27 protein-coding genes are annotated in these 25,239 nt (G+C 72.7%); 17 read left to right on the top strand and 10 right to left on the bottom strand.

From position 1 onward, the window contains the following. Positions 1-3: 3 nt before the first annotated feature. From RCG67_RS03815 to RCG67_RS03800, 4 genes are read right to left on the bottom strand one after another with little or no spacing between them, the layout of a single operon-like run. Positions 4-438 (bottom strand): hypothetical protein, encoded by a 435-nt coding sequence (locus tag RCG67_RS03815; protein ID WP_368824900.1) that lies wholly within the window; start codon positions 436-438, stop codon positions 4-6. A gap of 10 nt (positions 439-448) precedes the next feature. Next, entirely contained in the window at positions 449-814 is a 366-nt protein-coding gene (locus tag RCG67_RS03810; RefSeq protein ID WP_368824899.1) for a sterol carrier family protein, read from the bottom strand. Between the two features lie 3 nt (positions 815-817). Further along, positions 818-1,849 carry an asparaginase gene (locus RCG67_RS03805; protein ID WP_368824898.1) on the bottom strand — a complete coding sequence of 344 codons (1,032 nt, stop codon included), beginning with the start codon at positions 1,847-1,849 and terminating at the stop codon, positions 818-820. Positions 1,850-1,886: 37 nt separating this feature from the next. Continuing rightward, positions 1,887-2,195 (bottom strand): hypothetical protein, encoded by a 309-nt coding sequence (locus RCG67_RS03800; RefSeq protein WP_368824897.1) that lies wholly within the window; start codon positions 2,193-2,195, stop codon positions 1,887-1,889. A gap of 169 nt (positions 2,196-2,364) precedes the next feature. Here RCG67_RS03800 and purD point away from each other — a divergent pair, with 169 nt between their 5' ends. Beyond that, a complete protein-coding gene (gene purD, locus RCG67_RS03795) occupies positions 2,365-3,687 on the top strand; it encodes a phosphoribosylamine--glycine ligase (protein WP_368824896.1) in 1,323 nt (440 codons plus the stop codon). Continuing rightward, positions 3,684-4,664: a phosphoribosylaminoimidazolesuccinocarboxamide synthase gene (locus tag RCG67_RS03790; protein ID WP_368824895.1), complete on the top strand. Its 981-nt coding sequence runs from the start codon at positions 3,684-3,686 to the stop codon at positions 4,662-4,664. The genes purD and RCG67_RS03790 overlap by 4 nt, the downstream gene beginning before the upstream one ends. A gap of 80 nt (positions 4,665-4,744) precedes the next feature. Here the strand turns inward: RCG67_RS03790 and RCG67_RS03785 are convergent, their stop codons facing one another. Genes RCG67_RS03785 through RCG67_RS03775 form a run of 3 tightly spaced genes read right to left on the bottom strand, consistent with a single transcriptional unit; the run spans position 4,745 to position 6,519 of the window. Further along, the gene (locus tag RCG67_RS03785) at positions 4,745-5,086 is read right to left on the bottom strand and encodes an MGMT family protein (RefSeq protein ID WP_368824894.1); all 342 of its coding nucleotides are present in this window, start codon (positions 5,084-5,086) and stop codon (positions 4,745-4,747) included. Further along, positions 5,083-6,345 (bottom strand): sensor histidine kinase, encoded by a 1,263-nt coding sequence (locus RCG67_RS03780; RefSeq protein WP_368824893.1) that lies wholly within the window; start codon positions 6,343-6,345, stop codon positions 5,083-5,085. Before RCG67_RS03780 ends, RCG67_RS03785 begins: the two co-directional genes overlap by 4 nt. Positions 6,346-6,363: 18 nt before the next feature. After that, on the bottom strand, positions 6,364-6,519 hold the full coding sequence (locus tag RCG67_RS03775; RefSeq protein WP_368824892.1) for a hypothetical protein: 156 nt from the start codon (positions 6,517-6,519) through the stop codon (positions 6,364-6,366). A gap of 219 nt (positions 6,520-6,738) precedes the next feature. Here RCG67_RS03775 and RCG67_RS03770 point away from each other — a divergent pair, with 219 nt between their 5' ends. Next, positions 6,739-7,419, top strand: a complete 681-nt coding sequence (locus tag RCG67_RS03770; protein WP_368824891.1) for a response regulator transcription factor — start codon at positions 6,739-6,741, stop codon at positions 7,417-7,419. Positions 7,420-7,874: 455 nt separating this feature from the next. On the opposite strand, the gene RCG67_RS03765 is transcribed toward RCG67_RS03770, so the two are convergent. Then, the gene (locus RCG67_RS03765; protein WP_368825127.1) at positions 7,875-8,594 is read right to left on the bottom strand and encodes a FadR/GntR family transcriptional regulator; all 720 of its coding nucleotides are present in this window, start codon (positions 8,592-8,594) and stop codon (positions 7,875-7,877) included. Between the two features lie 151 nt (positions 8,595-8,745). Further along, positions 8,746-10,533: an L-lactate permease gene (locus tag RCG67_RS03760; RefSeq protein ID WP_368824890.1), complete on the bottom strand. Its 1,788-nt coding sequence runs from the start codon at positions 10,531-10,533 to the stop codon at positions 8,746-8,748. A 276-nt stretch (positions 10,534-10,809) separates the two neighbouring features. On the opposite strand from RCG67_RS03760, the gene RCG67_RS03755 reads away from it, so the two are divergent. The 9 genes from RCG67_RS03755 (at position 10,810) to RCG67_RS03715 (ending at position 19,555) form a co-directional block, all read left to right on the top strand. Next, complete coding sequence (locus RCG67_RS03755) at positions 10,810-11,661, top strand: (Fe-S)-binding protein (RefSeq protein ID WP_368824889.1); 852 nt, start codon at positions 10,810-10,812, stop codon at positions 11,659-11,661. Further along, a complete protein-coding gene (locus RCG67_RS03750; RefSeq protein ID WP_368824888.1) occupies positions 11,658-13,379 on the top strand; it encodes a LutB/LldF family L-lactate oxidation iron-sulfur protein in 1,722 nt (573 codons plus the stop codon). The genes RCG67_RS03755 and RCG67_RS03750 overlap by 4 nt, the downstream gene beginning before the upstream one ends. Next, complete coding sequence (locus tag RCG67_RS03745) at positions 13,376-14,017, top strand: LutC/YkgG family protein (protein WP_368824887.1); 642 nt, start codon at positions 13,376-13,378, stop codon at positions 14,015-14,017. The genes RCG67_RS03750 and RCG67_RS03745 overlap by 4 nt, the downstream gene beginning before the upstream one ends. A 212-nt stretch (positions 14,018-14,229) precedes the next feature. Next, positions 14,230-14,556: a CHY zinc finger protein gene (locus RCG67_RS03740; protein ID WP_058872364.1), complete on the top strand. Its 327-nt coding sequence runs from the start codon at positions 14,230-14,232 to the stop codon at positions 14,554-14,556. Between the two features lie 127 nt (positions 14,557-14,683). Continuing rightward, positions 14,684-15,436 (top strand): energy-coupling factor ABC transporter ATP-binding protein, encoded by a 753-nt coding sequence (locus RCG67_RS03735; protein WP_368824886.1) that lies wholly within the window; start codon positions 14,684-14,686, stop codon positions 15,434-15,436. Continuing rightward, positions 15,433-16,059, top strand: coding sequence for an energy-coupling factor transporter transmembrane component T family protein (locus tag RCG67_RS03730; protein ID WP_368824885.1), 627 nt, complete (start codon positions 15,433-15,435; stop codon positions 16,057-16,059). The genes RCG67_RS03735 and RCG67_RS03730 overlap by 4 nt, the downstream gene beginning before the upstream one ends. A 207-nt stretch (positions 16,060-16,266) precedes the next feature. Further along, entirely contained in the window at positions 16,267-16,896 is a 630-nt protein-coding gene (locus RCG67_RS03725; RefSeq protein WP_368824884.1) for a biotin transporter BioY, read from the top strand. A 99-nt stretch (positions 16,897-16,995) separates the two neighbouring features. Continuing rightward, positions 16,996-18,408 (top strand): class I adenylate-forming enzyme family protein, encoded by a 1,413-nt coding sequence (locus tag RCG67_RS03720; protein ID WP_368824883.1) that lies wholly within the window; start codon positions 16,996-16,998, stop codon positions 18,406-18,408. After that, the gene (locus tag RCG67_RS03715; RefSeq protein ID WP_368824882.1) at positions 18,389-19,555 is read left to right on the top strand and encodes a thiolase family protein; all 1,167 of its coding nucleotides are present in this window, start codon (positions 18,389-18,391) and stop codon (positions 19,553-19,555) included. The genes RCG67_RS03720 and RCG67_RS03715 overlap by 20 nt, the downstream gene beginning before the upstream one ends. A 100-nt stretch (positions 19,556-19,655) precedes the next feature. Here the strand turns inward: RCG67_RS03715 and RCG67_RS03710 are convergent, their stop codons facing one another. Continuing rightward, on the bottom strand, positions 19,656-19,871 hold the full coding sequence (locus tag RCG67_RS03710) for a hypothetical protein (RefSeq protein ID WP_058872368.1): 216 nt from the start codon (positions 19,869-19,871) through the stop codon (positions 19,656-19,658). 114 nt (positions 19,872-19,985) lie between these two features. Between RCG67_RS03710 and RCG67_RS03705 the strand changes: the two genes are divergently transcribed. The 5 genes from RCG67_RS03705 (at position 19,986) to RCG67_RS03685 (ending at position 25,216) form a co-directional block, all read left to right on the top strand. Then, positions 19,986-20,543: a CGNR zinc finger domain-containing protein gene (locus RCG67_RS03705; protein ID WP_368824881.1), complete on the top strand. Its 558-nt coding sequence runs from the start codon at positions 19,986-19,988 to the stop codon at positions 20,541-20,543. Positions 20,544-20,687: 144 nt separating this feature from the next. Next, positions 20,688-21,878: a glycosyltransferase gene (locus RCG67_RS03700; RefSeq protein WP_368824880.1), complete on the top strand. Its 1,191-nt coding sequence runs from the start codon at positions 20,688-20,690 to the stop codon at positions 21,876-21,878. A gap of 91 nt (positions 21,879-21,969) precedes the next feature. Further along, on the top strand, positions 21,970-23,778 hold the full coding sequence (locus RCG67_RS03695; protein ID WP_368824879.1) for a hypothetical protein: 1,809 nt from the start codon (positions 21,970-21,972) through the stop codon (positions 23,776-23,778). Between the two features lie 295 nt (positions 23,779-24,073). Then, on the top strand, positions 24,074-24,760 hold the full coding sequence (locus RCG67_RS03690) for a prepilin peptidase (protein WP_368824878.1): 687 nt from the start codon (positions 24,074-24,076) through the stop codon (positions 24,758-24,760). Between the two features lie 243 nt (positions 24,761-25,003). Then, a complete protein-coding gene (locus RCG67_RS03685) occupies positions 25,004-25,216 on the top strand; it encodes a Flp family type IVb pilin (RefSeq protein WP_368824877.1) in 213 nt (70 codons plus the stop codon). Positions 25,217-25,239 lie beyond the last annotated feature (23 nt).

The following is a 25,239-nucleotide window of genomic DNA, read 5'->3' as shown; positions in this document are numbered from 1 at the left end:
CGATCAGCCTTCTCTCGAGCTTCGGGGGTCGGTGGGCCGGGGATCGTCCGCCGGCGCGCCGGAGGGGGCGCCGCCGTCCCCGTCCACGACCTCGGTGGTGACGGCCCGCGCCCGGGCCACGGAGACCCGGTCCAGCACGAGGGCCAGGACGGCGCCGGCGGCCAGGCCCAGGACCGTGCAGACGGAGGCCATGAACAGGGTCACGGCCCCCTGGGTGAACTCGGCGCTGCCCCCGCCGGCCAGCCCCACGAGCACGCCCACGACGGCGCCGAGGACGCCGCCGAGCAGGACGAACGCCCAGATGTTGGGGGCGCGGCGCAGGGTCATCTGCTGGTTGCCGGAGGCGGCCAGCGGCACGGCGGCCCGTTCCCGGCGGCGCCGGCGCGGGAACCTCCGCGGGGACGGGCGCGCGGAGGGGGATGAGGGAGTGGAGCTCATGTCCTCAAGGCTACCGGGGAAAGAGGGGCAGGGCGTCCGCGAGATCGGTCCGTGTGCCCGAGGCCACAGCCGCGCCGGAGGCGACGGCCTCCGGCCAGGTCACGTCGCCGGTGACCAGGCCGAGCCACGTGCGGGCGTCGGTCTCGACGACGTTGGGCGGGGTCCCGCGGGTGTGCCGGGGCCCGGCCACGCACTGGGTCACGCCGAAGGGCGGGACGCGCACCTCCACGCTGTTGCCGGGCAGCCGCTCGGCGAGCTCCTCGAGCGCGTAGCGCACGGCGGTGGCCACGGTCCGGCGCGGGGCGCCGTCCGGGTCCGCGCGCCAGGCGCTCAGGGCCAGGGTCCCGTCCGCGGGGTCGACGCGCCGGCGGGCCACGGTCTAGTCCTGCCCGAGCGCCCGGACCGCCTCCGGCCCGAGCAGCTCCAGCAGGGGCTCGGCGAGGCGGAGCCGTCCGACGGGGCGGGAGCCGCCCATGACCGGGCGCACCACGCGGCCGATCACCGCGGCGGCCGCCGGGGCGGGCACGGCCCCGGCGTGGGCGAGCAGGCTCAGGCCGACGAGCGCGTTGGCGCGGGAGCCGCCGTCGAGGACCTTGAGCGCCACCGACCACCCGCTGCGGGTGCCGAGCGCGAGCACGCCCTCCGCCCCGAGCTTCGCCACGACGTCCAGCTCCTCCATGACCACGGTGTTGTACTTGCCCGGCCCGTGCACGAGCTCGGGGTAGTCGAGCATGCACTGGGCCACCGTGGCGGCGCGGGCGTCGGCGTCCAGGTTGCCCGCGGCCCGGCCCAGGGTCGAGTAGGCCCGGGCGAGACCGGTCAGCGAGATCGCCGCGAGGGGCGCGCCGCACCCGTCGACGCCCACGTGGGCCACGGGCTCGCCGGAGAACTCCGCGACGGTCTCCAGCACGGTCCGCTGCAGGGGGTGCTCCGGGTCCAGGTAGCTGTCCGTGGGCCACTCGTTCTCCGTGCAGGCCCACAGGAACGCGGCGTGCTTGCCGGAGCAGTTCATGCAGATCCGGGCCCGGCCGCGTCCGGCCCGGACGAGCTCGGTGCGGACCTCCTCGTCCTCGGGCCAGTCCGGCGGGCACTGGAGCGCCTCCTCCGTCAGGCCGGCGGCCGTCAGGATCGAGCTCACGGCGTCGAGCTGCTCGAAGGAGCCGATGTGGGACGCGGAGGCGATGGCCACCTGGGCCCCGCGCAGCGGGACGCCGGCCTGCATGGCGGCGATGGTCTGGAACGGCTTGAGCGTGGAACGGGGGAAGATCGGGGTGCCGATGTCGCCCAGCTCCACCGCCACGGACCCGTCCGGGGCCAGGACCACGGCGGAGCCGCGGTGGCGGGACTCGACGAAGCCGCTGCGCTCGACGACGGCGAGGTCCACGGCGCGGTCCGAGGTGAAGGTCTGCATCGCCCCAGTATGTCAGCCGGGCCGGGCCGGCCCCGGGTCAGTTGTCGGTGCCGGTCTCGGCGTCGGTGTCCGCCCCGGTGCCCGCGCCGCCGGCGTCGCCCGCGTCGCCCTCGGGGACGGTGCCCTCGGCGCCCGTGTCGGTGGTGGCGTCGTCGCCCATCCCGGTCTGCCCCGCGGTGGGGTCGGAGGCCGGCCCGGACTGGTCCAGGATGGTCGCGGGAGCCGTCTCGGCCGGAGCCTCGGGCGGAGCCTCCGTCCCGGAGTTGTCAGTGTTGTCGCAGCCGGCCAGGAAGAGGCCCAGGACCGCTGCGGCGGATGCTGCTGTGAGTCGTCGCTGCCTGTTCATCCCTCCACGGTAGGCCGGTGGCCGGGCTCACCAGCGAAGATGTCCGAGGACGTCGGCGGGGCACGGGAACTGTGAGCACATCATCAGGATGCTTACGTATAATGAAAGGTCGGCCTGCGGCGGGGGCATCGATGTGTCAGAAGCCGCTGCCGCCAACTAGCCTGAGGGCGTGAAGGTTCTGGTACTGGGCCCCGGAGGCCGCGAACACGCAATCATCCGCGCACTGCTGGCGGACCCCGAGGTCGAGCAGGTGCACTGTGCGCCGGGCAACGCCGGGATCGCCCAGCTCGTCCCCGTGCACGCCGTGGACGCCGACGACCCCGCCGCGGCCACCGCGCTCGCGCGCGAGCTCGCGGTGGACCTCGTCGTCGTCGGGCCCGAGGCCCCGCTGGTGGCCGGCGTGGCCGACGCCCTGCGCGAGGCCGGCTTCCTCGTCTTCGGTCCCTCGCGGGCCGCCGCGCGGCTCGAGGGCTCCAAGGCGTTCGCCAAGGAGGTCATGGCCGCGGCCGGGGTGCCCACCGCGATGGCGCGGGTCGCCGGCACGGAGGAGGAGGCCGCCGACGCCCTCGACACCTTCGGCGCCCCGTACGTCGTCAAGGACGACGGGCTCGCCGCCGGCAAGGGCGTGGTCGTCACCTCCGACCGCGCGGCCGCGCTCGAGCACGCCGCCGCGTGCTTCGCCGCGGGCGGGAGCGTGGTGGTCGAGGAGTTCCTCGACGGCCCCGAGGTGTCCCTCTTCGTGCTCACCGACGGCTCCCGCGTGATCCCGCTGAGCCCCGCCCAGGACTTCAAGCGGATCCACGACGACGACGAGGGCCCCAACACCGGCGGGATGGGCGCCTACACGCCGCTGCCGTGGCTGCCGCAGGGCTTCGTGGACGAGGTCGTGGAGCGCGTGGCCCGCCCCACGGTCGACGAGATGCGCCGCCGGGGCACTCCCTTCGTGGGCGTGCTGTACTGCGGGCTGGCCGTGACCACCCGCGGCCTGCGGGTCATCGAGTTCAACGCCCGTTTCGGGGACCCCGAGACCCAGGCCGTGCTGGCCCGGCTCACCACCCCGCTCGGCCGGCTCCTGCGCGACGCCGCCGCCGGGCGCCTCGACGAGGCGGAGCGGCTGCGCTGGCGACCCGAGACGGCCGTCGCCGTGGTCGTCGCCGCGCAGGACTACCCGGACAGCCCCCGGAAGGGCGACCCGATCGGCGGGCTGGCGGAGGCGGAGGCCCTCGAGGGCGTGCACGTGGTCCACGCCGGCACCGCCCTGGCCCGCGAGGGCGAGCACGCCGGGCGGATCGTCTCCGCCGGCGGGCGGGTGCTCGCCGTCGTCGGCCTCGGGGCCGACCTCGACGACGCCCGCGAGCGCGCGTACCGGGGCGTGGGGCTCGTGGCGCTCGAGGGCTCCCAGCACCGCACCGACATCGCGCTGAAGGCCGCGCGGGGCCTCGTCACCGTCCCCGGCGCCTCCGATCCCCGACCCCGTCAGGAGCAGGCATGACCGAGCAGGGCACCGTCAGCACGCCTCCCGAGATCCCCGGGTGGACGCACATCTACTCCGGCAAGGTCCGGGAGCTCTACGTCCCCGACGAGTCGCGGCTGCGGGCCACGGGGGTGGCCATCTACGACGACGCCGAGTACCGGGCCGGCTCGGTCCTGGTGCTGGCCTCCGATCGGATCAGCGCGTTCGACGAGATCCTCCCCACGGAGATCCCGGACAAGGGCAAGATCCTCACGCAGCTGTCCCTGTGGTGGTTCGAGCAGCTCGCGGGCGTGCCCAACCACGTCCTGTCGACCGACGTGCACGAGTCCGTGCGCGGGCGCGCCGTCGTGTGCAAGAACCTGTCGATGTTCCCCGTCGAGTGCATCGCCCGCGGCTACCTGACCGGGTCCGGGCTCAAGGACTACCGGGAGACCGGCGAGGTGTGCGGGATCGCGCTGCCCCCCGGGCTCGTGGACGGCTCCCGGCTGGAGCAGCCGATCTTCACCCCCACCGGCAAGGCGGAGGTGGGGGAGCACGACCTGCCCATCACGTTCCAGGAGATGGCCGACGGGGTCGGCCATGCCGTGGCCGACCGGCTGCGGGAGCTGACCCTGGGGATCTACAGCGCGGCCGAGCGGATCGCCCGCGAGCGGGGGATCATCGTGGCCGACACCAAGGTGGAGTTCGGGCTGGACTCCTACCGCGGCGCGATCACCCTCGGGGACGAGGTCCTCACCCCCGACTCCTCCCGCTTCTGGGACGCCGAGACCTACGAGCCGGGCCAGGCCCAGCCCTCCTTCGACAAGCAGTACGTGCGGGACTGGCTGCGCTCCGACGAGTCCGGCTGGAACGGGACCGGCCCCGTGCCCCCGCTGCCGGAGCAGGTGGTGCAACGGACCCGCGCGCGCTACGTCGAGGCGTTCGAGCGGCTCACCGGCAGGACCTTCGACCCGGACGGCAACTTCTTCGAGGTGGCCGGCCCGCTGGACTTCTGAGCCGGGCGCGCGGTCCAGCGCGCGAGCACCGATTCCTCGGGTGCAGGTCCTGGGCCCCGATCCGGTCCGCGGAGCGACAGCTACGCGCCGGGGGGATCCGGGGTCCACAGCGCGCGGCCCATGTCCACGCGCACGAGGTGCCGGTCGTCCTCGCGCAGGGGCGTGCCCTCCGCCCGGTACCGGTCCCGGGCTTCGGCCTGCAGGTGGTCGGCGAGGGTGCCCTGCACGGTGACCACGCGCCACCACGGGAGCTCCTGGCCGGTCGGGTTGCGCGCCATGACGGTTCCCACGGCCCGCGGGGAGCGGCACTCCGCCAGCTCTGCGACGTCCCGGTAGGACAGCACCCGGCCCGGAGGGATCCCGGCGACGACGTCCGCCACGCGCCGCGCCAGGCCGGGATCCGGCTCGGCCCGCCGGGTCACAGGGCGTCCCGGCCGTCCACGGGCAGGCACACGTCGAGGACCCACTGCCCGTCCTGCTGTCCGCTCTCGGCGCGGCCGCCGAGAAGGGAGACGCGCTCCGCGATGCCCCGCAGGCCGAGCCCCGAGGACAGCTCCGAGGAGTGGTTGCCCGTGCGCTGGTGGCTGCGGGGCATGGGGTTCAGCACGCGCAGGCGCAGCTCGTGCTCGTCCGCCGCCACCTCGATCCGGCAGCCGGACCCGCGTGGGGCGTACTTGATGATGTTGGTGACGGACTCCTGCAGGATGCGGGCGGCCGTGCCGCGCACGGTGGTGGGCATGGCCTCGAGGTCCCCGGTGAGGACGACGTCCGGTTCGAAGCGCAGGTCCCGCAGGCTCGCCGCCAGCGACGTGACCACGTGCTCCAGGCTGCCGATGGACAGGCCGGCGCCCGTGACGTCCCGCGGGTGCTCGCCCTCGTTCTCGTTGCGCAGCAGCCGCAGCATCACCCGCAGCTCGTGCAGGGCCGAGCGCGCGGCATCCTCGACGGTCTCGAGGACCTGGTGCAGCTCGCCGACATTGCCGGAGCGGCGCCGGCTCATGGTCTGCATCGTGATGAGGGTGAGTTCGTGGGCGACGACGTCGTGCAGGTCGCGGGCCAGCGCCTGCCGCTCGTCCTCCCGGAGCCGCTCGTTGAGGGCCTCAAGGTCTCGGACCCGCTGCTCGTCCCGGCGGCGCTGTCCGTGGAAATAGCGCACCGTCGCGCCGATCAGTGCTGACCCCAGAATGACCCCCGCCAGGCCCCAGAAGAGAAAGGAGTCTTCTCCTCGCCGGAGAGTGGCCAATGTGCCCCAGACCGCGTACACGATGAGATAAGTGACGATGAAGGGGCGGGTGGCAGTAGCCAGAACCGCGACCGTGATGACGATGGTGCTCAGAACGGCCGAGCCGTAGTCGTCGATCTGCAACGCGCTGGCCAGAGACAGCAAGGAGGCCACCGCGGCCCAAGTTGATCGGTAGGCAAGCAGGCCGATGGCCAAGTAGGAGAAGATGCTGTCGATCGCCAGGCGGATATTCCGCCTGGCTTCTTCGATCGCCTCGGCCTCCGTCTCCGGCTCGCTCTGGAGCTCCAGGACGATGGAGCGGATGTCGTCTGCGAGGGCAATGATCGCAAAAAGCACGAGCACCGTGCACAACCAGCGCGCGATCGGGGTGGCGTAGAAAAACGATCGCTTCTCGGTTGTGGACGGTGCTCGTTCTGAGACGCCGGTCGGAATAGTCACATAGAGAGACTTAGTCGATCAGCAGAAGAAGGGGAAATAGTGGCACACGGCGTGCCGCGGTCCTTGGGGAGCCATCAGCGAGGGGCCGGCGTTCGCCGGGGCCACCGGGGCGACGATGAAGGACGCGGCGAGGGCGGCAGAGGCGATGGCGGTGGTCAGCTTCTTCTTGGACATGGGGGGCTCCTTGGATCACGAGAGCAGCACCGGATCGGGGGGAATGCGGCCGGTGTGGGGGAGAGATGTCCCGGCTGCGAGGGGGGTGTGCTGCCCTGGTGCCTTCCATTTTGCCAACGTTAACCGAACGAACCTATCGACCTTTGTCCAGACCATTTGTGACTTTTGGCGAATATGACGTGTTGCACTTTGGGGGACACGGAAAAATAGACTGTGCGAGTGACTGATTGCAGAGTGCTTGTCGTGGACGACCAGCCGTTGATGCTGGAGGCCCTGAAGTCCTTCTTCTCGGCCGAGCCCGGGTTCGAGGTCATTGCGACGGCGGCCAACGGCCGCGAGGCCGTCGACCGATGTCTGGCCGCCGACCCGGACGTGGTGCTGATGGACATGAAGATGCCCGTGATGGACGGGATCGAGGCCACCCGGGAGATCACCTCGCGCAGCCCGCGGTCCAAGGTGCTGGCGCTCACGACGTTCTCCACCCTGGAGTTCGTGGTGCCGGCGCTGCGCGCCGGTGCTGCCGGCTACCTCGTCAAGGACGCCCGGCCGGACGAGATCATCGACGCCGTGAACCAGGTGCTCAAGGACGAGCTCGCCCTCTCCCCGGCGATCGCCCGGGCGCTCGCGGACAACGTCATCTCCGTCCCGGACCAGCAACAGGCCCGCTCGGCCGACGACGGCCTGCGCTCCCTGCTGACCGAGCGCGAGATGGAGACCGTGACCCTCCTGGCGCAGGGGCTGAGCAACCGGGAGATCGCCGAGCAGATGCACGTCTCCGAGGGCAGCGTGAAGGCCTATCTCGGGCGGGTCTGCGAGAAGTTCGGCGTCCGCGACCGCGTCCAGGCGCTCATCAAGGCGTACCAGAGCGGGCTCGTGGACCCGCAGCTGCGCGATCTCTGAGTCCTTTTCGACCTCCGTCGCCGGGGACCCGGACGGAAGTCCAGCACACTTGTAGACGAAAGTGCATTCATCTGCATCGGCAAGCCCGGCATGATCAGTAGTGCGAGCAGAGAAGAAAAGTCGGTGGATGAGTGAGAGACATCCCCACGGAGCGTGGCCCAACCCCCCATGAGGCCGAGCCCCGGACCGGATGGTCCACCGACCTGCTCACGGTAGGGGGCCGCCCCGGGACAGTCCCCCCTGGATCGGGATGCGGCCGCGCAAGGCTTGGATCACCTTGCACCCCCCCTCGGCCGATGGCCCCCTACCGTGCAACCTCTGCCCCGCGACTCCACGCACGAGAGCGGCCGCACCGGAACCGGTGCGGCCGCTCTCGTGCGTTCCGCACTCTTCCGGGCGTCCACCGGGTCGTCCCCGCCCGGCCCCGGGGACAAGGCGTGCCCGGGGGCGTTCGTTCAGTGCTGCCGCCCGTGCTCCTCCTGGGCGGCGGGACTGTGGCCGAAGAACCAGGTGATGTGGTGCCGCAGCGCGGCGGCGGCGGCGTCCCCGCGGCGCTCCTGGGTGGCGCACAGGATGGCTCGGTGCTGCTCCTGCAGGGTGCGGCGGACCTGCGGCCAGTCGTCGAGGCCGGCGACCGTCTCCTGGACGTACCCGATGGTGGCCTGGCGCAGCGAGGACATGATCGTCTCGACCACCACGTTGCCGGCCAGGGACGCGAGCAGGATGTGGAACTGTGCGTCGGCGGCGTGGAAGCGCTCGTCCGGCAGGTCGGGATCCTCCATGGCGGCGACGAGCTCCGCCGCGTGCTCGAGCACCGCCGCCCGCTCCGGGGTCTCGGCCGCGGCGGCGGCCTCGTGGGCGGACTGGGTCTCGAGCAGCAGCCGGGTCTGCATCAGGTCCCGCACCGGCAGGGACCGGGTGGCCACGTGCATCCGCAGCGCCCACCCGAGCGCGGCCGAGGGGTCCGAGATCACGATCGCCCCCGCGTTCGGCCCCGACCCGGTCGAGGAGCGGACCAGCCCCATGGCGTCGAGGATCCGGATCGCCTCCCGCACCGAGGCTCGGGAGATGCCGAACTCCTCGGCCAGGTGGCGTTCCCCGGGCAGCTTGTCGCCCACCGAGATCTCGCCCGAGCGCAGGCGCTCCTCGAGCCAGTCGAGGACGACGGTGTACATGCGCGAGGCTGCGGGCACGGGGGGCTCCTCAGGGGATGGGCGGGACGCGGACCAGTCTAGGGAAGTGCGGGGACCCGCCGGGTCGAGGACGACTGCGACCCCTGGCCGAGGGCAGGGGTCGCAGTGCACGGCGGTGCCGCCGCGGCTCGGGTCAGACCCGGAGCTGCGTCTTCGCCGGCGCGTCCTGGCGCCACAGCCGGCGGGCCAGGACGGCGAGGCCTGCGACGAGCAGGACCAGCATGAGGGTGCCCAGGTTGAGGCCCACGCCGTGGATGAAGAGGTAGGCGACCGCGCCGCCGGCGAGGCAGTAGTAGGTGGTCACGATGATGGTCTTGCGCAGCAGGTCTCCCTCGCGCCCGAGCAGGCCCACGGTGGCGGAGGCCGCCACGATGTTGTGGATGGCGATCGGGTTGCCGCCGGCACCGCCGATGGCCTGGGCGGCCACCACGAGCTCGGGCCGGTCGAGACCGATCGCCGCGCCGGTGGAGAACTGGAACTGGGAGAACGTCAGGTTGGACACGGTGTTCGACCCGGCGATGAAGGCGCCCAGCGCGCCGATCCAGGGCGCGATCACGGGCCATGAGCCGCCCGAGATCGCGGCGGCCCCCTCGGCGAGGGTGACCGGCATGCTGGAGAGCCCCGACTCGTTGAGGTCCGGGCCGGACTGGATGAGCACGCGCACCAGGGGCACGGCGAAGAGCAGCGCGGCGGCGGTGCCCGCGAGCTGGCCGGCCGAGATCCTGAGCGTCCGGGTGATCTCCCGGGAGCCCATCCGGTGCAGCAGATAGGCGAAGACCGAGGCGAGGATCAGCACGAAGCCGGGCAGATAGAACGGCTGGACGGTCGTGCTGATCCCGGTGCCCAGGATGTTCTCGAACGGGATCGCCAGGCCGGTCAGCCACTCCTTCAGCGGGGCGATGACGCGGGTGGCCACGAGCAGCCCCGCCATCAGGGCGTAGGGGGCCCAGGCGCGGAGCGTGCTCATGTGCGTGGACACGTCCGTGGCCTCGGCCGGCTCGATGGTGCCCATCCAGCGGGCGGGCCAGGAGTCCCGGGGGCCGAACTGGAAGGTGTCCTTGGGCATGAGGAAACCCTTGCTGGAGGTGAACATCACCAGCACCAGGCCGAGGATCCCGCCGAACATCGAGGGGAACTCGGGGCCGAGGAAGCGGGCCACCAGCACGTAGGGGACGGTCATGGCCAGGGAGGCGTACACGGCGAAGGGCCAGACCGCGAGCCCGTCGCGGAAGCGGCGGTCGGGACCGAAGAACCCGGTGAGCAGGGTCACGAGGATCAGCGGGATCAGGATGCCCACGATGCCGTGCATGGCCGCTGTGTAGAAGCCGATCGAATTGACGAACTCGGGCATGGTCACGCCCAGGACCTCGACGCGCTCGGCGACCGCCGGGTCCCCGCCCAGGCCCCCCGCGACGCCCACCAGGATGGGCGTGCCGACCGCGCCGAAGCTCACGGGAGTGGACTGGACGATCAGCCCCACCATGACCGCGGCCATCGCGGGGAAGCCCATGGCCAGCAGCAGCGGAGCCACCACGGCGGCCGTGGTGCCGAAGCCCGAGACGCCCTCGATGAACGAGCCGAAGAGCCAGCCGATGATGATGGCCTGGATCCGCCGGTCGGCCGAGATGTTGTTGAAGCCGGCGCGGATCGTGGCCATCGCCCCGCCCACGGTGAGGGTGGAGAGCAGCAGCAGGGCACCGAAGACGATGTAGAGCATGGTGATGGCCACGATGAGGCCCTCCACGGTGGCGGCCAGCACACCGGTGAAGCTCATCTGCCACACGGTCAGCGCCACCACGACGGCGGCGAGATAGCCCACCGGCATCGCGAACTTCGCCGGCCATCGGAAACCGGCCAGGAGCACGCCCACCAGGAGCAGGGGCAGCAGAGCCAGCAGGCTCAGCACAGCGAGGTTGTCCACGGAGAGATCCTTTCTGGGCCCGCCTCGTCGAGGACGGGCGGGGAAAGAGGACGGGTGTGCGGTGCAGGTCCGGTCACCGGACGAAGCTATGGTCGGACCACTATGGTCTGACCACAAAGAGTACATGACCCACGTCACAACCCCAACCCCTCCGGCCCCGGAGAAATCGGCCGGCCGCCGGCTCGTTGTGGCGCTCGTCTCACTGGTCTAGCATGGTCAGACCACACACGGCGCCCCGTCGTCGTCGCCCCTTCCGCTCCTCGTTCCGGAGGTCCCATGAGAATCGCCCTGTTCGCCACGTGCATCGTGGACGCGATGTACCCGCGGGTCGCCCTGGCCACGGTGCGGGTGCTCGAGCGGCTCGGCCACGAGGTGGTGTTCCCGCCGGGCCAGGGCTGCTGCTCCCAGATGCACGTCAACAGCGGCTACTTCGACGACGCCCTGCCCGTGGTGCGCAACCACGTCAAGGCCTTCTCCACCGCGGACTACGACGTGGCCGTGGCCCCCTCCGGCTCCTGCGTGGCCTCCCTGGGCCACCAGCAGCCGATGATCGCCCGCGCCGGAGGCGACGAGGACCTCGCCCGGAGCGCCGCGGCCGTCGCCGCGACGACCTACGAGCTCTCCCAGCTGCTGACCGACGTGCTCGGCGTGACGGACGCGGCCGAGCAGCTGGGCTCCTGGTTCCCGCACCGGGTGACCTACCACCCGTCCTGCCACGGGATGCGGCTGCTGCGCCTGGGGGACCGGCAGAAGGACCTGGTGGCCTCGGTCGGCGACATCGACTTCGTCGAGCTGCCCGACGCCGAGGAGTGCTGCGGGTTCGGCGGGACCTTCTCCTTCAAGAACCCGGACGTCTCCGCGGCGATGGCCGAGGAGAAGATCGGCAACATCGTCTCGACCGGCGCCGAGCTGTGCACCGGCGGGGACGCCTCCTGCCTGATGCACCTGGGCGGGGCCATGAACCGCCGGGGCACGGGCGCGGCCACCGTCCACTTCGCCGAGATCCTCGCGTCCACCCGGGGAAACCCGCTCGTGGTCTCCGGGCCGGTCGAGCTGTCCATCCCCGGCCCGGGGGCGCGCCGCTCGGCGTCGTCGTCGGCCCCCCACACCACCGGAGGTGCTCGATGAGCCGCACGGCCCTGGGCATGCCCGCCGTCCGCCCCGTCCACGGGCAGGGGAACCTGCACGCGCGGACCGCGTTCCCCGCCGCGGCGAAGGCCGAGCTGGGCAACACGCAGATGCGCGCCAACATCCGCCACGCCACCCACACGATCCGCGGCAAGCGCGCCGCGGTGGCGGGAGAGCTGCCCGACTGGGAGGAGCTGCGCTCGGCCGGCTCCGCGATCAAGGAGCAGGTCATGGCGAACCTGCCGGAGCTGCTCGAGGAGTTCGAGCGCAACCTCACGGCCCGCGGCGGCACGGTGCACTGGGCGCGCGACGCCGAGGAGGCCAACCGGATCGTCACCGAGCTGGTGCAGGCGACCGGGTCCACCGACGTCATCAAGATCAAGTCCATGGCCACCCAGGAGATCGGCCTCGAGGCCCACCTCGAGGAGCACGGGATCACGGCCACGGAGACGGACCTCGCCGAGCTGATCGTCCAGCTCGGCCACGACAAGCCCTCGCACATCCTGGTCCCGGCGATCCACAAGAACCGGCACGAGATCCGCGACATCTTCCTCCAGGAGATGGCCGAGACCGACGAGACGCTCACGTCCGAGCCGCGCGACCTCGCCGAGGCCGCCCGCACGCACCTGCGGGAGAAGTTCCTCTCCACCTCCGTGGCGGTCTCCGGGGCGAACTTCGGGGTGGCCTCCACCGGGACGCTGACCGTGGTGGAGTCCGAGGGCAACGGCCGGATGTGCCTGACCCTGCCCGAGACCCTGATCACCGTGATGGGCATCGAGAAGATTGTGCCCACCTTCCAGGACCTGGAGGTGTTCCTGCAGCTGCTCCCGCGCTCCTCCACCGGGGAGCGGATGAACCCCTACACCTCCATGTGGACGGGCGTGACCCCGGGGGACGGGCCGCAGAACGTGCACGTGGTGCTGCTGGACAACGGCCGCACCGCGGTGCTCGACGACCCCGCCGGGCGCTCCGCGCTGCACTGCATCCGCTGCTCGGCGTGCCTGAACGTCTGTCCCGTCTACGAGCAGGCCGGCGGCCACGCCTACGGCTCCACCTACCCGGGGCCGATCGGGGCGATCCTCTCCCCGCAGCTGACCGGCATCACCTCCGAGGAGAACGCGTCCCTGCCCTACGCCTCCTCACTGTGCGGGGCTTGCTACGACGTCTGCCCGGTGAAGATCAACATCCCCGAGATCCTCGTGCACCTGCGCGACGAGGACGTGCGCACCCGGCACGGCGAGCGCTCCGACGACGGCGCCGCCGCGGCACCGGCCCGGACCCGGCGCCTGCCGCAGGCCCCGTCCGAGATGGACCTCATGATGAAGGGGGCCTCCTTCGTGATGTCCTCCGGCAGGCGCATGGCGCTCGCCGAGAAGGCGCTGCCGCTGGGCCGGGCCGTCGCCGGCAGGGACCGGGCGATCAGCTGGCTGCCCGGGACCGCCGGGGGGTGGACCGACGAGCGCGACATCCCCGCCCCGCCCAAGGAGTCCTTCCGCAACTGGTGGGCCCAGCACGCCGGCGAGACCGCGCAGCGGGTGGCCGCCGACGGCGGCGCCGTCTCCGACAGCACCCCGTCCGGCGCCGCCGGTGCCCCGGCCGGGCCCACGTCCGACGGCGCCACAGCCGGCACCATGTCCGACGGCGCCCCGGCCGGGACCGCCCGCGGCCCGCAGGACGCGGCCCGGAAGAACACGCAGCACGACGGGGGAGAGCGATGACCGACGCGAAGACCGAGATCCTGAACCGGATCCGCGGGGCCCTGCACGACACCCCGGCGCCCGCGCCCGCGGAGCGCCGCTACCGCCGGGCCTCGGAGCGTCCGCGCGAGGAGGTCGTCGAGATGCTCGAGGACCGGCTGGTCGACTACCGGGCCGCCGTGCACCACGAGACCCCCGAGTCCCTGCCGGGCAGGATCGCCGAGCTGCTGGGCGTCTCGGCCCGCTACGTGGTCCCCGCCGGCCTCGACCGGTCCTGGCTGCCCGAGGACACCGCCGCCCGCCGGGCGCTGGCGGACCCCGGCGACGCCCGAGCCGCGTCCGCGCTGGGGGTGCGGGAGCTCAATGCCGTGGACGCCGTGCTGACCTCCTCGACCGTCTCCTGCGCCGAGACCGGCACGATCTTCCTCACCGGCCGTCCCGACGAGGGCCGCCGGGCGATCAGCCTGGTCCCCGACCACCACATCTGCGTGGTGCCGCTGGACACGGTGGTCGAGCTGATCCCCGAGGCCCTGGCCCGGGTGGAGCCCACGGCCCCGGTCACGATGATCTCCGGGCCCTCCGCGACCTCGGACATCGAGCTCGAGCGCGTGGAGGGCGTGCACGGGCCCCGGAGGCTCGACGTGATCCTGCTCGGCTGAGGTCCGGCCCCCACCCGCGCGGTGGTTCCGGGCCGCGCACCTGTTGCTCCGTACAGTTCCCGCCTCGTACAGTCCCTGCTTAGCGTTGTCCCTGCTCAGTACTGATTTCCGATCAGTGCGGTCCCTGCTCCGTACAGTGGTCGCTGTCGGACGAGAAGCTCCGGCCGGGCGCCGAGGGAGAGCCGGGCGCGGACCCCGCGAGAGGAGCAGCGATGCGACGGATCCTGGGACGTCCGGTGGACGAGCAGACGCGGTGCGTGCACTACCGGACGCCGCTGGATGTGATCGCGATCAAGTTCTGGTGCTGCCGGGAGTACTATCCTTGTCACTTGTGCCACGAGGAGACCGCCGGCCACCCGGCGGCGCAGTGGCCGGCCGAGGACCACGACGCCGAGGCCGTGCTCTGCGGGGTGTGCGGACACGAGCTCTCCGTCCGCGCCTACCTGGCGGCGGACGGGTGCCCACGGTGCGCGGCACGGTTCAACCCCGGGTGCGCCCTGCACGCCGACCTGTACTTCGAGCCGGGACCCCGGGACTGAGACCCATCGGCCCCGCGCCCCTCGGTTCCGGGACGTCCCGGGCCGGTGGGCCGTGCCTCCGGGCGGCACCGGGGCACGGCGACGTCCGCGGGCCGGCGCGCACGACGAGGAGAGGAAGGCGTCCACGGTGTCGATCAAGCACCCGCTCCGCAACCGGCCGCGCCGGGGCGAGCCTGCCGCGCCGCCGGGCACGCAGCGCTCGGGCATCCGGCTGAGCGGGGTCACTGTCACCCGGGAGGGCGTCGACGTCCTGACGGACGTGGACCTGTCCCTGAACGAGCACCGCATCGCGGTGATCGGGCTCAACGGCTCGGGCAAGTCCACCCTGGTGCGCCTGCTCAACGGGCTGCTGCTGCCCACCCGCGGCACGGTCCACGTGGACGGGCTGTCCACCGCGAAGGACGCCAAGCTCATCCGGCGCCAGGTCGGCTTCGTGTTCCAGAACCCGGAGAACCAGATCGTGATGCCCCTCGTCGACGAGGACCTCGCCTTCGGGGCGAAGAACCTCGGCCTGCGCGGGGCCGAGCTCACCGCACGGGTCGACGGAGTCCTGGAGCGGCTGGGCATCGGCCACCTGCGCGAGCGGGAGTCCCACGCCCTGTCCGGGGGCGAGAAGCAGCTGGTGGCCCTGGCCTCGGTGCTGGTCATGGAGCCGTCCACGATCGTCTTCGACGAACCGACCACCATGCTCGACCGGCGCAACCGGCGCCGGCTGCAGGCCACCATCGACGGCCTCGACCAGCGCGCGGTCGTGGTCACCCACGACCTGGACCTGATCGACGACTACCAGCGGGTCCTGGTGGTGCACGAGGGCCGGATCGCCTTCGACGGCGCCCCGGAGCCGGCCGTGGAGTTCTACTGCGGGATCAGCGACCGGTGACCGGTCCGCAGCGCACCGGGCCGCTGACCCGGATCCCGGCCGGGTGGAAGTTCGCGTTCCTGTTCGCCGCCAGCCTCGGCATCTACGCCGTGACGGACCTGGGCGTCCAGGTCGCGGTCTTCGTCCTGGCCGTGTCCGCCGCGGTGCTCACCCGCACCCCGCTCGCCCGCCTGGCCCGGATGCTGGCGGGGCTGGTGCTCATCGTCGGGATCGTCTTCGTCACCCTGGGGGTCAGCACGACCTGGGAGGCCGCGTCCGTGGCGGCCCTGCGGCTGCTGAGCCTGTGCCTGTTCGCCTGGGCCGTGAGCCTGTCGACCACGTTCGGCGAGATGCTGGCCCTGTTCGAGCGGCTGCTGGCCCCGACCCGGCACCTCGGGCTGAACCCGGCCCAGATGAGCCTGGCCCTGTCGATGACGATCCGGTTCATCCCGCAGATCCGTGGCCAGTACCTCGAGGTCCGCGAGGCGCAGTTCGCCCGCGGCCTGCACAACAGCCCGCTCGCCGTGCTGGTGCCGCTGCTGGTGCGCACCCTGGAGTCGGCCCAGCAGATCGCCGCCGCCCTCGACGCGCGCTGCTACGACTCCGCGCCGCCGCCCCGGCGCGCCGCGGCCGCGCCCGACTGACCTGTCCCGTCCGTTTTCGCCCGGTCCGTTTCCACTTCTCGTCCGCTCCGTTCCCACCTCGTGCGGTCCCGCCCGATCCGTTCCCACGTCTCGTCCGCTCCCGCGGAATCCGTTCCCTCTCGTCCGCTTCCTCTCCGTCCGAACTCTCCGCATCCGCTGCCTCCCAGCGGCCGGGCCCACCGGCCCGGTCCCGACCCGAAGGACCCCATGACCACCAGGACCCCGACCACCACGACCTCCCGGACCGCTGACACCGCCACGAGCACCCAGAACACGGTGCTCGTGGCGGTGTTCGCGGCGCTGATCGCCGCGCTGGGCCTCGTGCCGCCGATCACGGTCGGGATCGTCCCGGTGCCCATCACCCTGCAGACCCTCGGGGTGATGCTCGCCGGCGCGCTGCTCGGGCCGGTGCGCGGCATGCTCTCCGTCGTCGTCCTGCACGCCCTGGTGCTGGCCGGACTGCCGCTGCTGGCCGGGGGCCGGGGTGGGCTCGGGGTGTTCCTGGGCCCGACCGGCGGCTACCTGGTCGGCTGGATCCCCGCGGCGCTGGTCGTCGGCCTGCTGGTCAAGTACTGGGCGATCCGGCGCACCGGCCGCACGGCCCGCTTCGCCGCCGTGCTGCTCAGCGTGGTCCTCGGCGGCATCGTGGTCATCTACGCCTTCGGCGTGCCGTGGACGGCCGTGGTCACCGGGCTGCCGCTGGCCACCTCCGCCCTCGGTTCGCTCGTGTTCGTTCCCGGGGACCTCCTCAAGGCGGTCGTGGCGACCCTGGCCGCGATCAACGTCCACCGCAGCTACCGCCGCCTCCTCGGCGGGGTGCCGACCGCCGGCCGCTGACCGCCGGCGGGGGAGCGCCGCCCGCTGCGGCGATCGCGACACCCTGCTCACGGCTCAGCACCGCACCCGCACCGTGGGACCACCGACGAGGACGAGGACATGCCCTTCCTGGACCGCCTGAACCGCTGGGCCGACGAGCGCCCGGACGAGCCCGCCGTCGTCTGTGGGACCGAGCGGCTGAGCTGGAGCGAGCTGCGGGCCCAGGCCTCGGCCCTGGCGGCCTCCGGCGAGGCCACGGGCGTCCTGCGGCAGGGCAACGGCACCGACTTCGCCGTCCGGTGGGCCGCCGGCGTGGCCGAGGAGCGCGAGTGCGCCGTCCTCGACCCGTCCTGGCCGGAGGAGATGGCCGAGCGGGTGCAGGAGCGCTGCGCGGACCGGCTCCCCGAGCACCCGGCCCCGGCGCGGCTGCGCGACGGCGACCCCGCCTCGGCGTTCCTCATCGGCCTGACCTCCGGCACCACGGCCCTGCCCAAGGGCTTCCGCCGCAGCCGCGCCTCCTGGCAGCGCTCCTTCGAGGCCTCCACGGAGCACTTCGGCCTGGCACCGCAGGACCGGGTGCTGGCACCCGGCCCGCTCTCGGCGAGCCTGAACCTCTACGCCCTGTCAGAGTGCCTGCACGCCGGAGCCACGCTCGTCACCCTGCCGCGCTTCGACGTGGCGGCCGCCCGCGCCGCGATCACCGGGCACGGCGTCACCCGTCTGGTGCTCGTGCCCACGATGCTGCGGGTCCTCGCCGAGCGCGGCCCGGCCGGCGGTGCCGACGCGAACGGGGTGAGCACGATCGTGTGCGCCGGGCAGAAGCTGGACCCCGGCACGCTGGCGGCGGCCCGCCGCTGGGCGCCGCGCGCCGCCGTCTGGGAGTACTACGGCGCCGCGGAGCTCGGCTTCGTCGCCGCCCGCTGCCACCCGGCCGGCGGGCCCGTCCCCGAGCCCGCCGGCGACGCCGGCACAGGGGTGGGCACCGCGTTCCCGGGGGTGGAGCTCGCCGTCCTCGACGACGCCGGCGCCCCGGTGCCGGAGGGGACGGCCGGGACCGTCGCCGTCCGCTCGGAGCTGGTCTGCGACGGCTACCTCTGGGGCGACGACGACCGGGCCTTCGGCCGGCTCGGTGGCATGGCCACCGTGCGGGACCGGGGCGTCCTGCGCGACGGCCGGCTGCACGTGCTGGGCAGGGCTGCGGAGATGATCAACAGCGGCGGGCACAACGTCTATCCGCACGAGGTCGAGGCGGCCCTGGCCGGGGTGCCGGGAGTGGCCGGAGTCGTCGTCGTGGGGCTTCCCGACGAAACCCGCGGTCAACGGATCGTGGCCGGGATCCTCCCCGTCCGTCCCGGCGGACCGGACCGGCTCCGGCTCCGCGCCGGGCTGGAGGGGCGCCTGGCGCCGGCCAAGCGCCCGCAGCAGTACCTGGAGCTGCAGGAGCTGCCCCTCACCGCGGCCGGCAAGCTCAGCCGCTCGCTGCTCCGCGACTGGATCCTCGAAGGAGACTCCCGTGCCCGCCCCCTCGGCTGACGCCCCCGTGCTGGTGCTGGGCCGGCGCACGCCCCTGGCCCGGGTCGGGACCCTGCTCGACGGCGTGCCCGTCCACCGGCTGCTGGGCCCGGTGCTCCGGTCCCTGCTGGCGGACTCCGGGCTGGACCCCGCCCGGCTCGCGGACGTGGTGGTCGGCAACGCCGTGGGCGCCGGGGGCAACCTGGCCCGGCTCGCGACGCTGGAGGCCGGTCTGCCCCTGTCCGTGCCGGGCCTCACCGTGGACCGGCAGTGCGGTTCGGGCCTGGACGCCGTGGTACTGGCCTGCCGGCTCGCCCAGGCCGGGGCCGGCCGGGCCTTCCTCGCCGGCGGGGCGGAGAGCATCAGCACCGCACCGCTGCGCGGACGACGACGCCAGGACGGGGGAGTCGAGTTCTACCGCCGCGCCCAGTTCGCCCCGGAGCACCTGGGTGACCCGGACATGGGTGAGGCCGCCGAGACCGTCGCGCGCGAGCACGGGATCGGCCGGGAACGCCAGGACGCCTACGCGCTGCGCAGCCACCGGCGGGCGCTGGCCGCCGCGGAGGCGGGAGCGTTCGAGGACGAGCTCGTGCCGGTGACCGGACCGCGTGGGGAGGTGCAGGCCGACAACGGCCCGCGGCCGGCGCTCACCGCGCGGCTGCTGGCGCGCTTCCCGCCCGTGTTCGAGGCCGATGGGACGGTCACGGCCGGCAACTCCTGCGGCGACGCCGACGGGGCGGCCGCCGTCCTCGTCACCGACCCCGCCACGGCGCAGGGCCTGGGTGTTCCGGCCGGACTGGCCTTCCGCGGCGCGGCCACGGTCGGGGTGGACCCGGCGCGCCTGGGCCTCGGCGCCGCCGTGGCCGCCCGGCAGCTGCTGACGGAGCAGTGCGTGCCCGTGGAGGCGCTGGCGGCGGTCGAGTTCAACGAGGCCTTCGCCGGGCAGGTCCTGGCCTGCACCGACCTGCTCGGCCTCGACGAGCAGGTGCTCAACGCCGAGGGCGGCGCCCTGGCCCTGGGCCACGCCTACGGCGCCTCCGGAGCGGTGTCCGTGGTACGCCTGCTCGCCCGGTCGCGGGCGCTGCCGCCGGGGAGCCTGCTGCTGGCGATGATCAGCTCCGCCGGCGGGATCGGCACGGCCGCTCTGTTCGAGAAGGTCGCGCTCTGACCGGAGCGCCCGCCCCGGTCCGCCGACCCCGTCATGACGTGGGGACCCCGAGCTGCCCGGAGCTGAGAACTGCCGGGGCCTCCGGCCGATCCGGTGTCGCTCAGCGGGTGCGCTGCGCCGCCGGCCGTTCCGTGCTGTCCAGGGCGGGATAGGACGGCCCGTGCTCGCCGAGCACCATCAGCCCGCGCCGCACGTTGTAGTACACGTCCCGGAGCGTCCAGCTGCGCAGGGCCGTGCGCTCCCGCCGCGGGACGGACTGCCGCCCCACGGTGGCGAACACGAAGAGCAGCGCCAGGAGGTAGAGTCCGCCGACCATGATGTTCTCCTTCTCGCGACCATCGTCGCGTAAGGGTCTAAACTGTTGATGACACTCACGCTAGCCGTGGAGAGGATAAGTAGTCAAGTGCATTTTGCCTATGACACTGAAGACGTGCTCGAGTCCGACGTGGCGCTGATGAACACCGCGCCGGGAGCCTCGCGCTCCGGGGAGGACGAGCTGGTGACCACCGCCCAGCTGCGGGTCCTCCTGGAGGAGCACGGCTGGTCGGGACGCTTCGACCGCGACGAGCAGGAGCTGGCCGAGGTGCGCGAGGTGCGCCGCGAGCTGCGGCGGGTCTGGGCCCTGGACCGGGACGCCATGGTGGACGCGGTCAACGCCGTGCTCGACACCACCGAGCTGGCTCCGCACCTCGCCCGGCACGACGGCAAGGACTGGCACCTGCATGCCTCGCCCTCGCACGCCCCCTTGGCCGCCCGCCTGCGCCTGGAGACGGCGTTCGCCCTCGTGGACGTGATCCGTGCCGACGAGACGGACCGGCTGCGCGAGTGCGGGGCCGAGGACTGCGACGGGGTGCTCCTAGACCTCTCCCGCAACCGCTCCAAGCGCTTCTGCAGCCAGCGCTGCGCCAACCGCACCAACATGACCGCCTACCGCCGGCGCCAGGCCGGCGAGACCGACGACCGCCCCGCTCCCGACGACGGGGTCTGAGCCGGCCCGGCTGACCGGCCGGCGCGGCGGGCGGGACGTCGTCGTCGGTCCGCACGGCTGCCGGCGACTCCGGCACCGGTAGTCGGGCGCTTCACCTCCGGAAGGCGCGGGTCCCCGCGGGGGGAGGAGGAGCACACTGTGGGCATGAGGATGATGCTGCTGACCTCCGGCACCCGCGGGGACGTGGAGCCGTTCGCCGCCCTGGCCCGTTTCGCCTCCGAGCGCGGGCACGAGGTCCGGCTGGGCGTGCCCGAGAACTGCGGGGTGGACCTGTCCGGGCTCGACACCGTGAGCCTGGAGGTGGACTTCCATCGGCTGGTCCAGACGCACGGGATCTCGCCGTGGACGGCCGTGCGGCACTTCCGCACCGAGGTGGGCCCCGGCATGGGCCGGATGCTGGCCGCCGCCGTGCGGGAGACCCTCGCCTTCGAGCCGGACGTCGTGGTCCGTCACGCCAAGGTGCTCACGGCGCCGGTGGCGGCGGACGCCCTGGGCGTCCCGCACGTGGTGGTGGAGGCCGTTCCCGTGCTCACCCCCACCCGGCAGTTCCCGGCGCCCGGGGTGGTGAACCGGGACCTCGGCCGGTTCAACCGCGCGACCTATGTGGTGGCCCGCGGTGCCGAACGAATGTTCCGCCGCGACATCGAGCGGGCGTGCGCCCAGCTGCCCGGTGGCGTGCCGGCCTCCGTGTCCGCCGCTGCCGCAATTTTGCTGCCGATCAGTCCGCAGCTGCTGCCGCGCCCGGCCGACTGGCCGGCCTCGGTGCACCTCACCGGGTCCTGGCACTCCGACGGCCCGGTGCCGGAGGTCGATCCGGCCGTGCACGAGTTCCTCCGGGGCGGGCCGTACCTGGTGGCGACGTTCGGTTCCATGGCCTCCGGGGACCCGCAGGCCCGGAGGAGGGCCGTGGTCGAGAGCGCCCGGGCCCAAGGGCTGCGCGTCCTCCTGCTCACCGGATGGGGCGGCCTCGCCCAGCCGGAGGACCTCCGGGACGACGACGTGCTCGCCGTGCCGTCACTGCCGCTCGACGCGGTGCTGCCCGGTGCGGCGCTCGCCGTCCACCACGGCGGGGCCGGGACCGTGCACACGGTGGCCCGCGCCGGCCTCCCGCACGTGGTGGTGCCGTTCCTCGCCGACCAGCCGTTCTGGGGCCGGCAGCTCCACGGGCTCGGCCTCGCGGCCGCTCCGATCCCGCAGAAGAAGCTGACGGTGGAGCGGCTCACCGCGGCGATCGACGACGCCCTGGGGTGCCGTTCCGCCGCGGAACGGGTGGGTCGTGAGGTGCGGACGGAGCACGGACTGCGGACGGCGCTGTCGGTGCTCACGTCCTGGTGATCTCCGGACGGCGGCAACCCCGTGTAGTTTGCGTTTGGAAACAGATTGTCGCCAGGCGTCCGGCCCGGTGCGCCGAGGAGCAGGGACCCCCATGGACGGCGATGAGACGGCAGAGCGCACCACGGTGCTGGAACGGCTGAGGGGCGTGGCCCGCGCTGACGCGCGGGCCGGGGCGGAGGGCGCTCAGGAGCTGGAGCACGCCCTCGCGTTCCTCGGGGAGCTCGACCTCCGCACGCTGCGGGAGATCGAGCGGGAGATCGCCCGCCCCGACAGCATGATCACCCGGCCGGGCGGGGGAGCACACGGTGGCCTCGCGGCCTTTCTCGGCGCGCGCTACGCCGCGGCGTTCCCCGCCTCCCAGTACCGCCCGAGCACGCCGGTCCCACAGATCCGGGCCCGGATGCTGGACACGCTGGTCTTCCGGGAGATCCGGATGGCCCACGGCACCACGATGTTCGACCGGTCCGTGCGCGGGGTCCAGGAGGCCCTCGGACTGCCCCCGCACGACAGCCTCGCGGAGACGGGCTTCGTGGAGTACGGGGCGGCGAGCGTGTTCCTGCTGCTCGACGTCGCGGCGGCCCTCGCCATAGTGCAGCTCAGCAGGACCTCCGCCCACGTCACCGCGTCCATGGGCTACTCGGGAATGGACGCCTACGCGGACGCCCTCGACGCCTGCCACTTCATGACCACCCCCTTCGCCCGGCACCTCCTGCGGTCCCGGCCAGATCCCGACAGGCTGGTGGCCATGGCGGCGCGCGGGCGGCTGGACGCCTACGGGATCTCGCCCATCGATCTCGACGGCGACCGCCTGCGGACCGAGCTCTCGAAGCTCCGGGACCGGCTGCCGGCGCTGAGCAGTGCGTACACCTCCTGGGGACCGACCGGGGACGCCGCCCGGCGGCAGCCCCCGGCCACCGCGGGGCGGACGGACGCGGCGCGGACGTCCTTCGTCGTCTCCGGGCGGCCCGGGCGGCCCCGGACCGCCGGCGAGGCCGAGCAGAACCACCTGTCCCGCAGGGGCTGGACTCTGTGGGCGCGCGAGCACCGGACTCCGCTGTCGACGGCGCTGGCGATCGTGGCCATCCTGGTCTTCTGGTGGTCGGCTCGGGCGGTCTCCCTGGAACTCTCGGGCCGGCTCGTCGTGCTCGCCGGCCTGATGGGAGCCGTCGCCGGCGCTGCCCTGGCCGCCCTGTTCGAATCCCGGGCGCAGGCCTTCTTCCGCGCCGCCGAGGGGCTCAGCAGGTACACCGTGCTGCAGGGGCGGCGGGACGCGCCGTTCCTGCGCGCCCTGCGGTCGCTGCGCCCGGACCTTTTCGCCGGTGCTCGGCACGCCGGCCTGCCCCGGCTCGTCACCGTGGTGGTCGAGCGCAACGGCGTGCTGTTCCTAGGCCGCGGCGTGCGCCCCCGCGTCGTGGCGGCGTTCCACTGGCTGCACGTCCGGCAGATCACGGCACCGGAGGATCTGCCCGGGACGTCCCGCCGGCGGGCGCACCGGGTGGCCTTCGTCGTCCGCAGAGACGGGGCCGAGGTGGCGCTCGGCCTTCCGCTCGAGCGGGCGAAGGTGGCCTGGACCCAGCGCAGCTACCTCGAGAACAAACCGCTGGAGGCGGTGCTCTCACCCCTGCAGAGCCTGCGGCACATCTGGGCGCTGCCCCCGCTCGGCGTACGCGATCAAGGTGACACCTCCGAGCGTCTGCGCCTGCTGAGCGGCGCCGACGAGCTGGCCGGCACCCGGTGGGAGCAGGAGGCCCTCGACTGGGAGTTCGGGCCCCGCCCGCCGCTGGAGCTCGCCGGTGCCGCCGCGGCACGCCGTGAACAGCTGATGTTGGGGATGGTTGTCGTGGCCATGGCCCTCGGGTGCGTGCTCGTCCCGCCGCTGCTGGCCTGGCTCGTCAACTGATGACGGCGGTCCGCCCAGGAAACCCAGCGCCTGAGGAACACCACTGTCGAAGCTCGATCGAGCAGGGCGTCAATCCCGAATTCTCGGGGACAGCAATTTCTGTTGATTTCGAGCCAGAAATGTTTCGACCGGAAAGCCGCAATGTCGGAAAATGCCGACTGACGTGCTCAAACACTGAAAAAGGCATCGGTTCGGTTAGTCTCTGTCCCGTACAGGAACCCCGAATGGGGGACAACCATTCATCCGGGTGTCAGTCGAAGCGCCCACAAGCCGGAGGAACACTCGCGTGGAGCCCATGTTCGGATCAGCGCCTCTTGTCCTGGTGCTGGCCACCGGTCTCGTCGGCGCTGCCGTGGGATGGTTCTTGCCCCGGGTCGTCCTGCGGTACAGCCCTGTCACGGACGAACCCACCTCTGCGCCGTCCCGTCCACTGCTGGCTGTCGCCACGGCGGCGCTCTTCGTCCTGGTAGCCGCGTTCTTCGGGCTCAGCTGGCAGCTCCCGGCGTATCTGTTCTTCGCGACGGTCGCGGTGGTGCTCACGGTGATCGACCTGCGCCACCATCTGCTGCCCAACGCCGTGGTGCTGCCGGCGCTGGGCATCGGCTTCGTGCTGCTCGCGGTCGCCGCCATGGGAGAGGGCGCCGGGGGTGCGCTGTTGCGCGCCGTGCTGGGCGCGCTCGTGCTGTTCGTCCTCTACCTCGTGCTCGCGCTCATCTCGCCGGCAGGGCTCGGCATGGGGGACGTCAAGCTTGCCGCAGTGCTCGGGCTGTTCCTCGGCTTCCAGGGGTGGGGAGCGCTGTTCGTGGGGGCGGTGCTGGCGTCCGTGGTCGGCATGGTGGTGGGGCTCGCCGTGCTGGCGTCCCGCCGCGGCGGCCTGCGCAGCGATGTCCCGTTCGGCCCGTCGATGCTGGCCGGCGCCCTGGTGGCGGTCGTCTGGGGAGAGTCGCTGGCACGGGAGTACCTGCTGCCAGGGCTGTACTGACGCCGTTCGGGGGACAAGCGTGCCGCTGCGCTGGTGCATGTAGATCGATGCAGTGCGCCACTAGGCATTACGTCCGTTTTTGACGTCCCCCAAAGTGCATGTGTATGAATGCTTGTGGCTTTGCTGGAGCAAAGTCTAATCTGTTTACAGGTCAGTAGCCCGGTACGGGGAGAAGCCGCAAGGCAAATACCGACAGAGCTGACGACCCTTTCCTATCACCCCCTTTCACCAAAGGATCCTGCCATGCTGCCTCTGCTCATCACTCTCCAGTCCTTCTTCACCGACACCGCTGACCGCCTCAAGGGCGAGCAGAAGGGTGCCACTGCCGTCGAGTACGGCCTGATCGTCGGCCTCATTGCAGTGGTCATCATCACTGCAGTGGGCCTCATTGGCGACGACCTCGCCGCCATGTTCCAGAACGTCGCAAACGAGCTCACCCCGCCGGTCGCCGGCTGATCTAGGAACTGTAGAGCAGCGCC

Origin of the sequence: Kocuria cellulosilytica (genome assembly GCF_040981245.1) — a bacterium.
GTDB classification, from domain to species: Bacteria; Actinomycetota; Actinomycetes; order Actinomycetales; family Micrococcaceae; genus Kocuria; species Kocuria cellulosilytica.
This window is presented reverse-complemented; position numbering and strand designations above follow the sequence as displayed.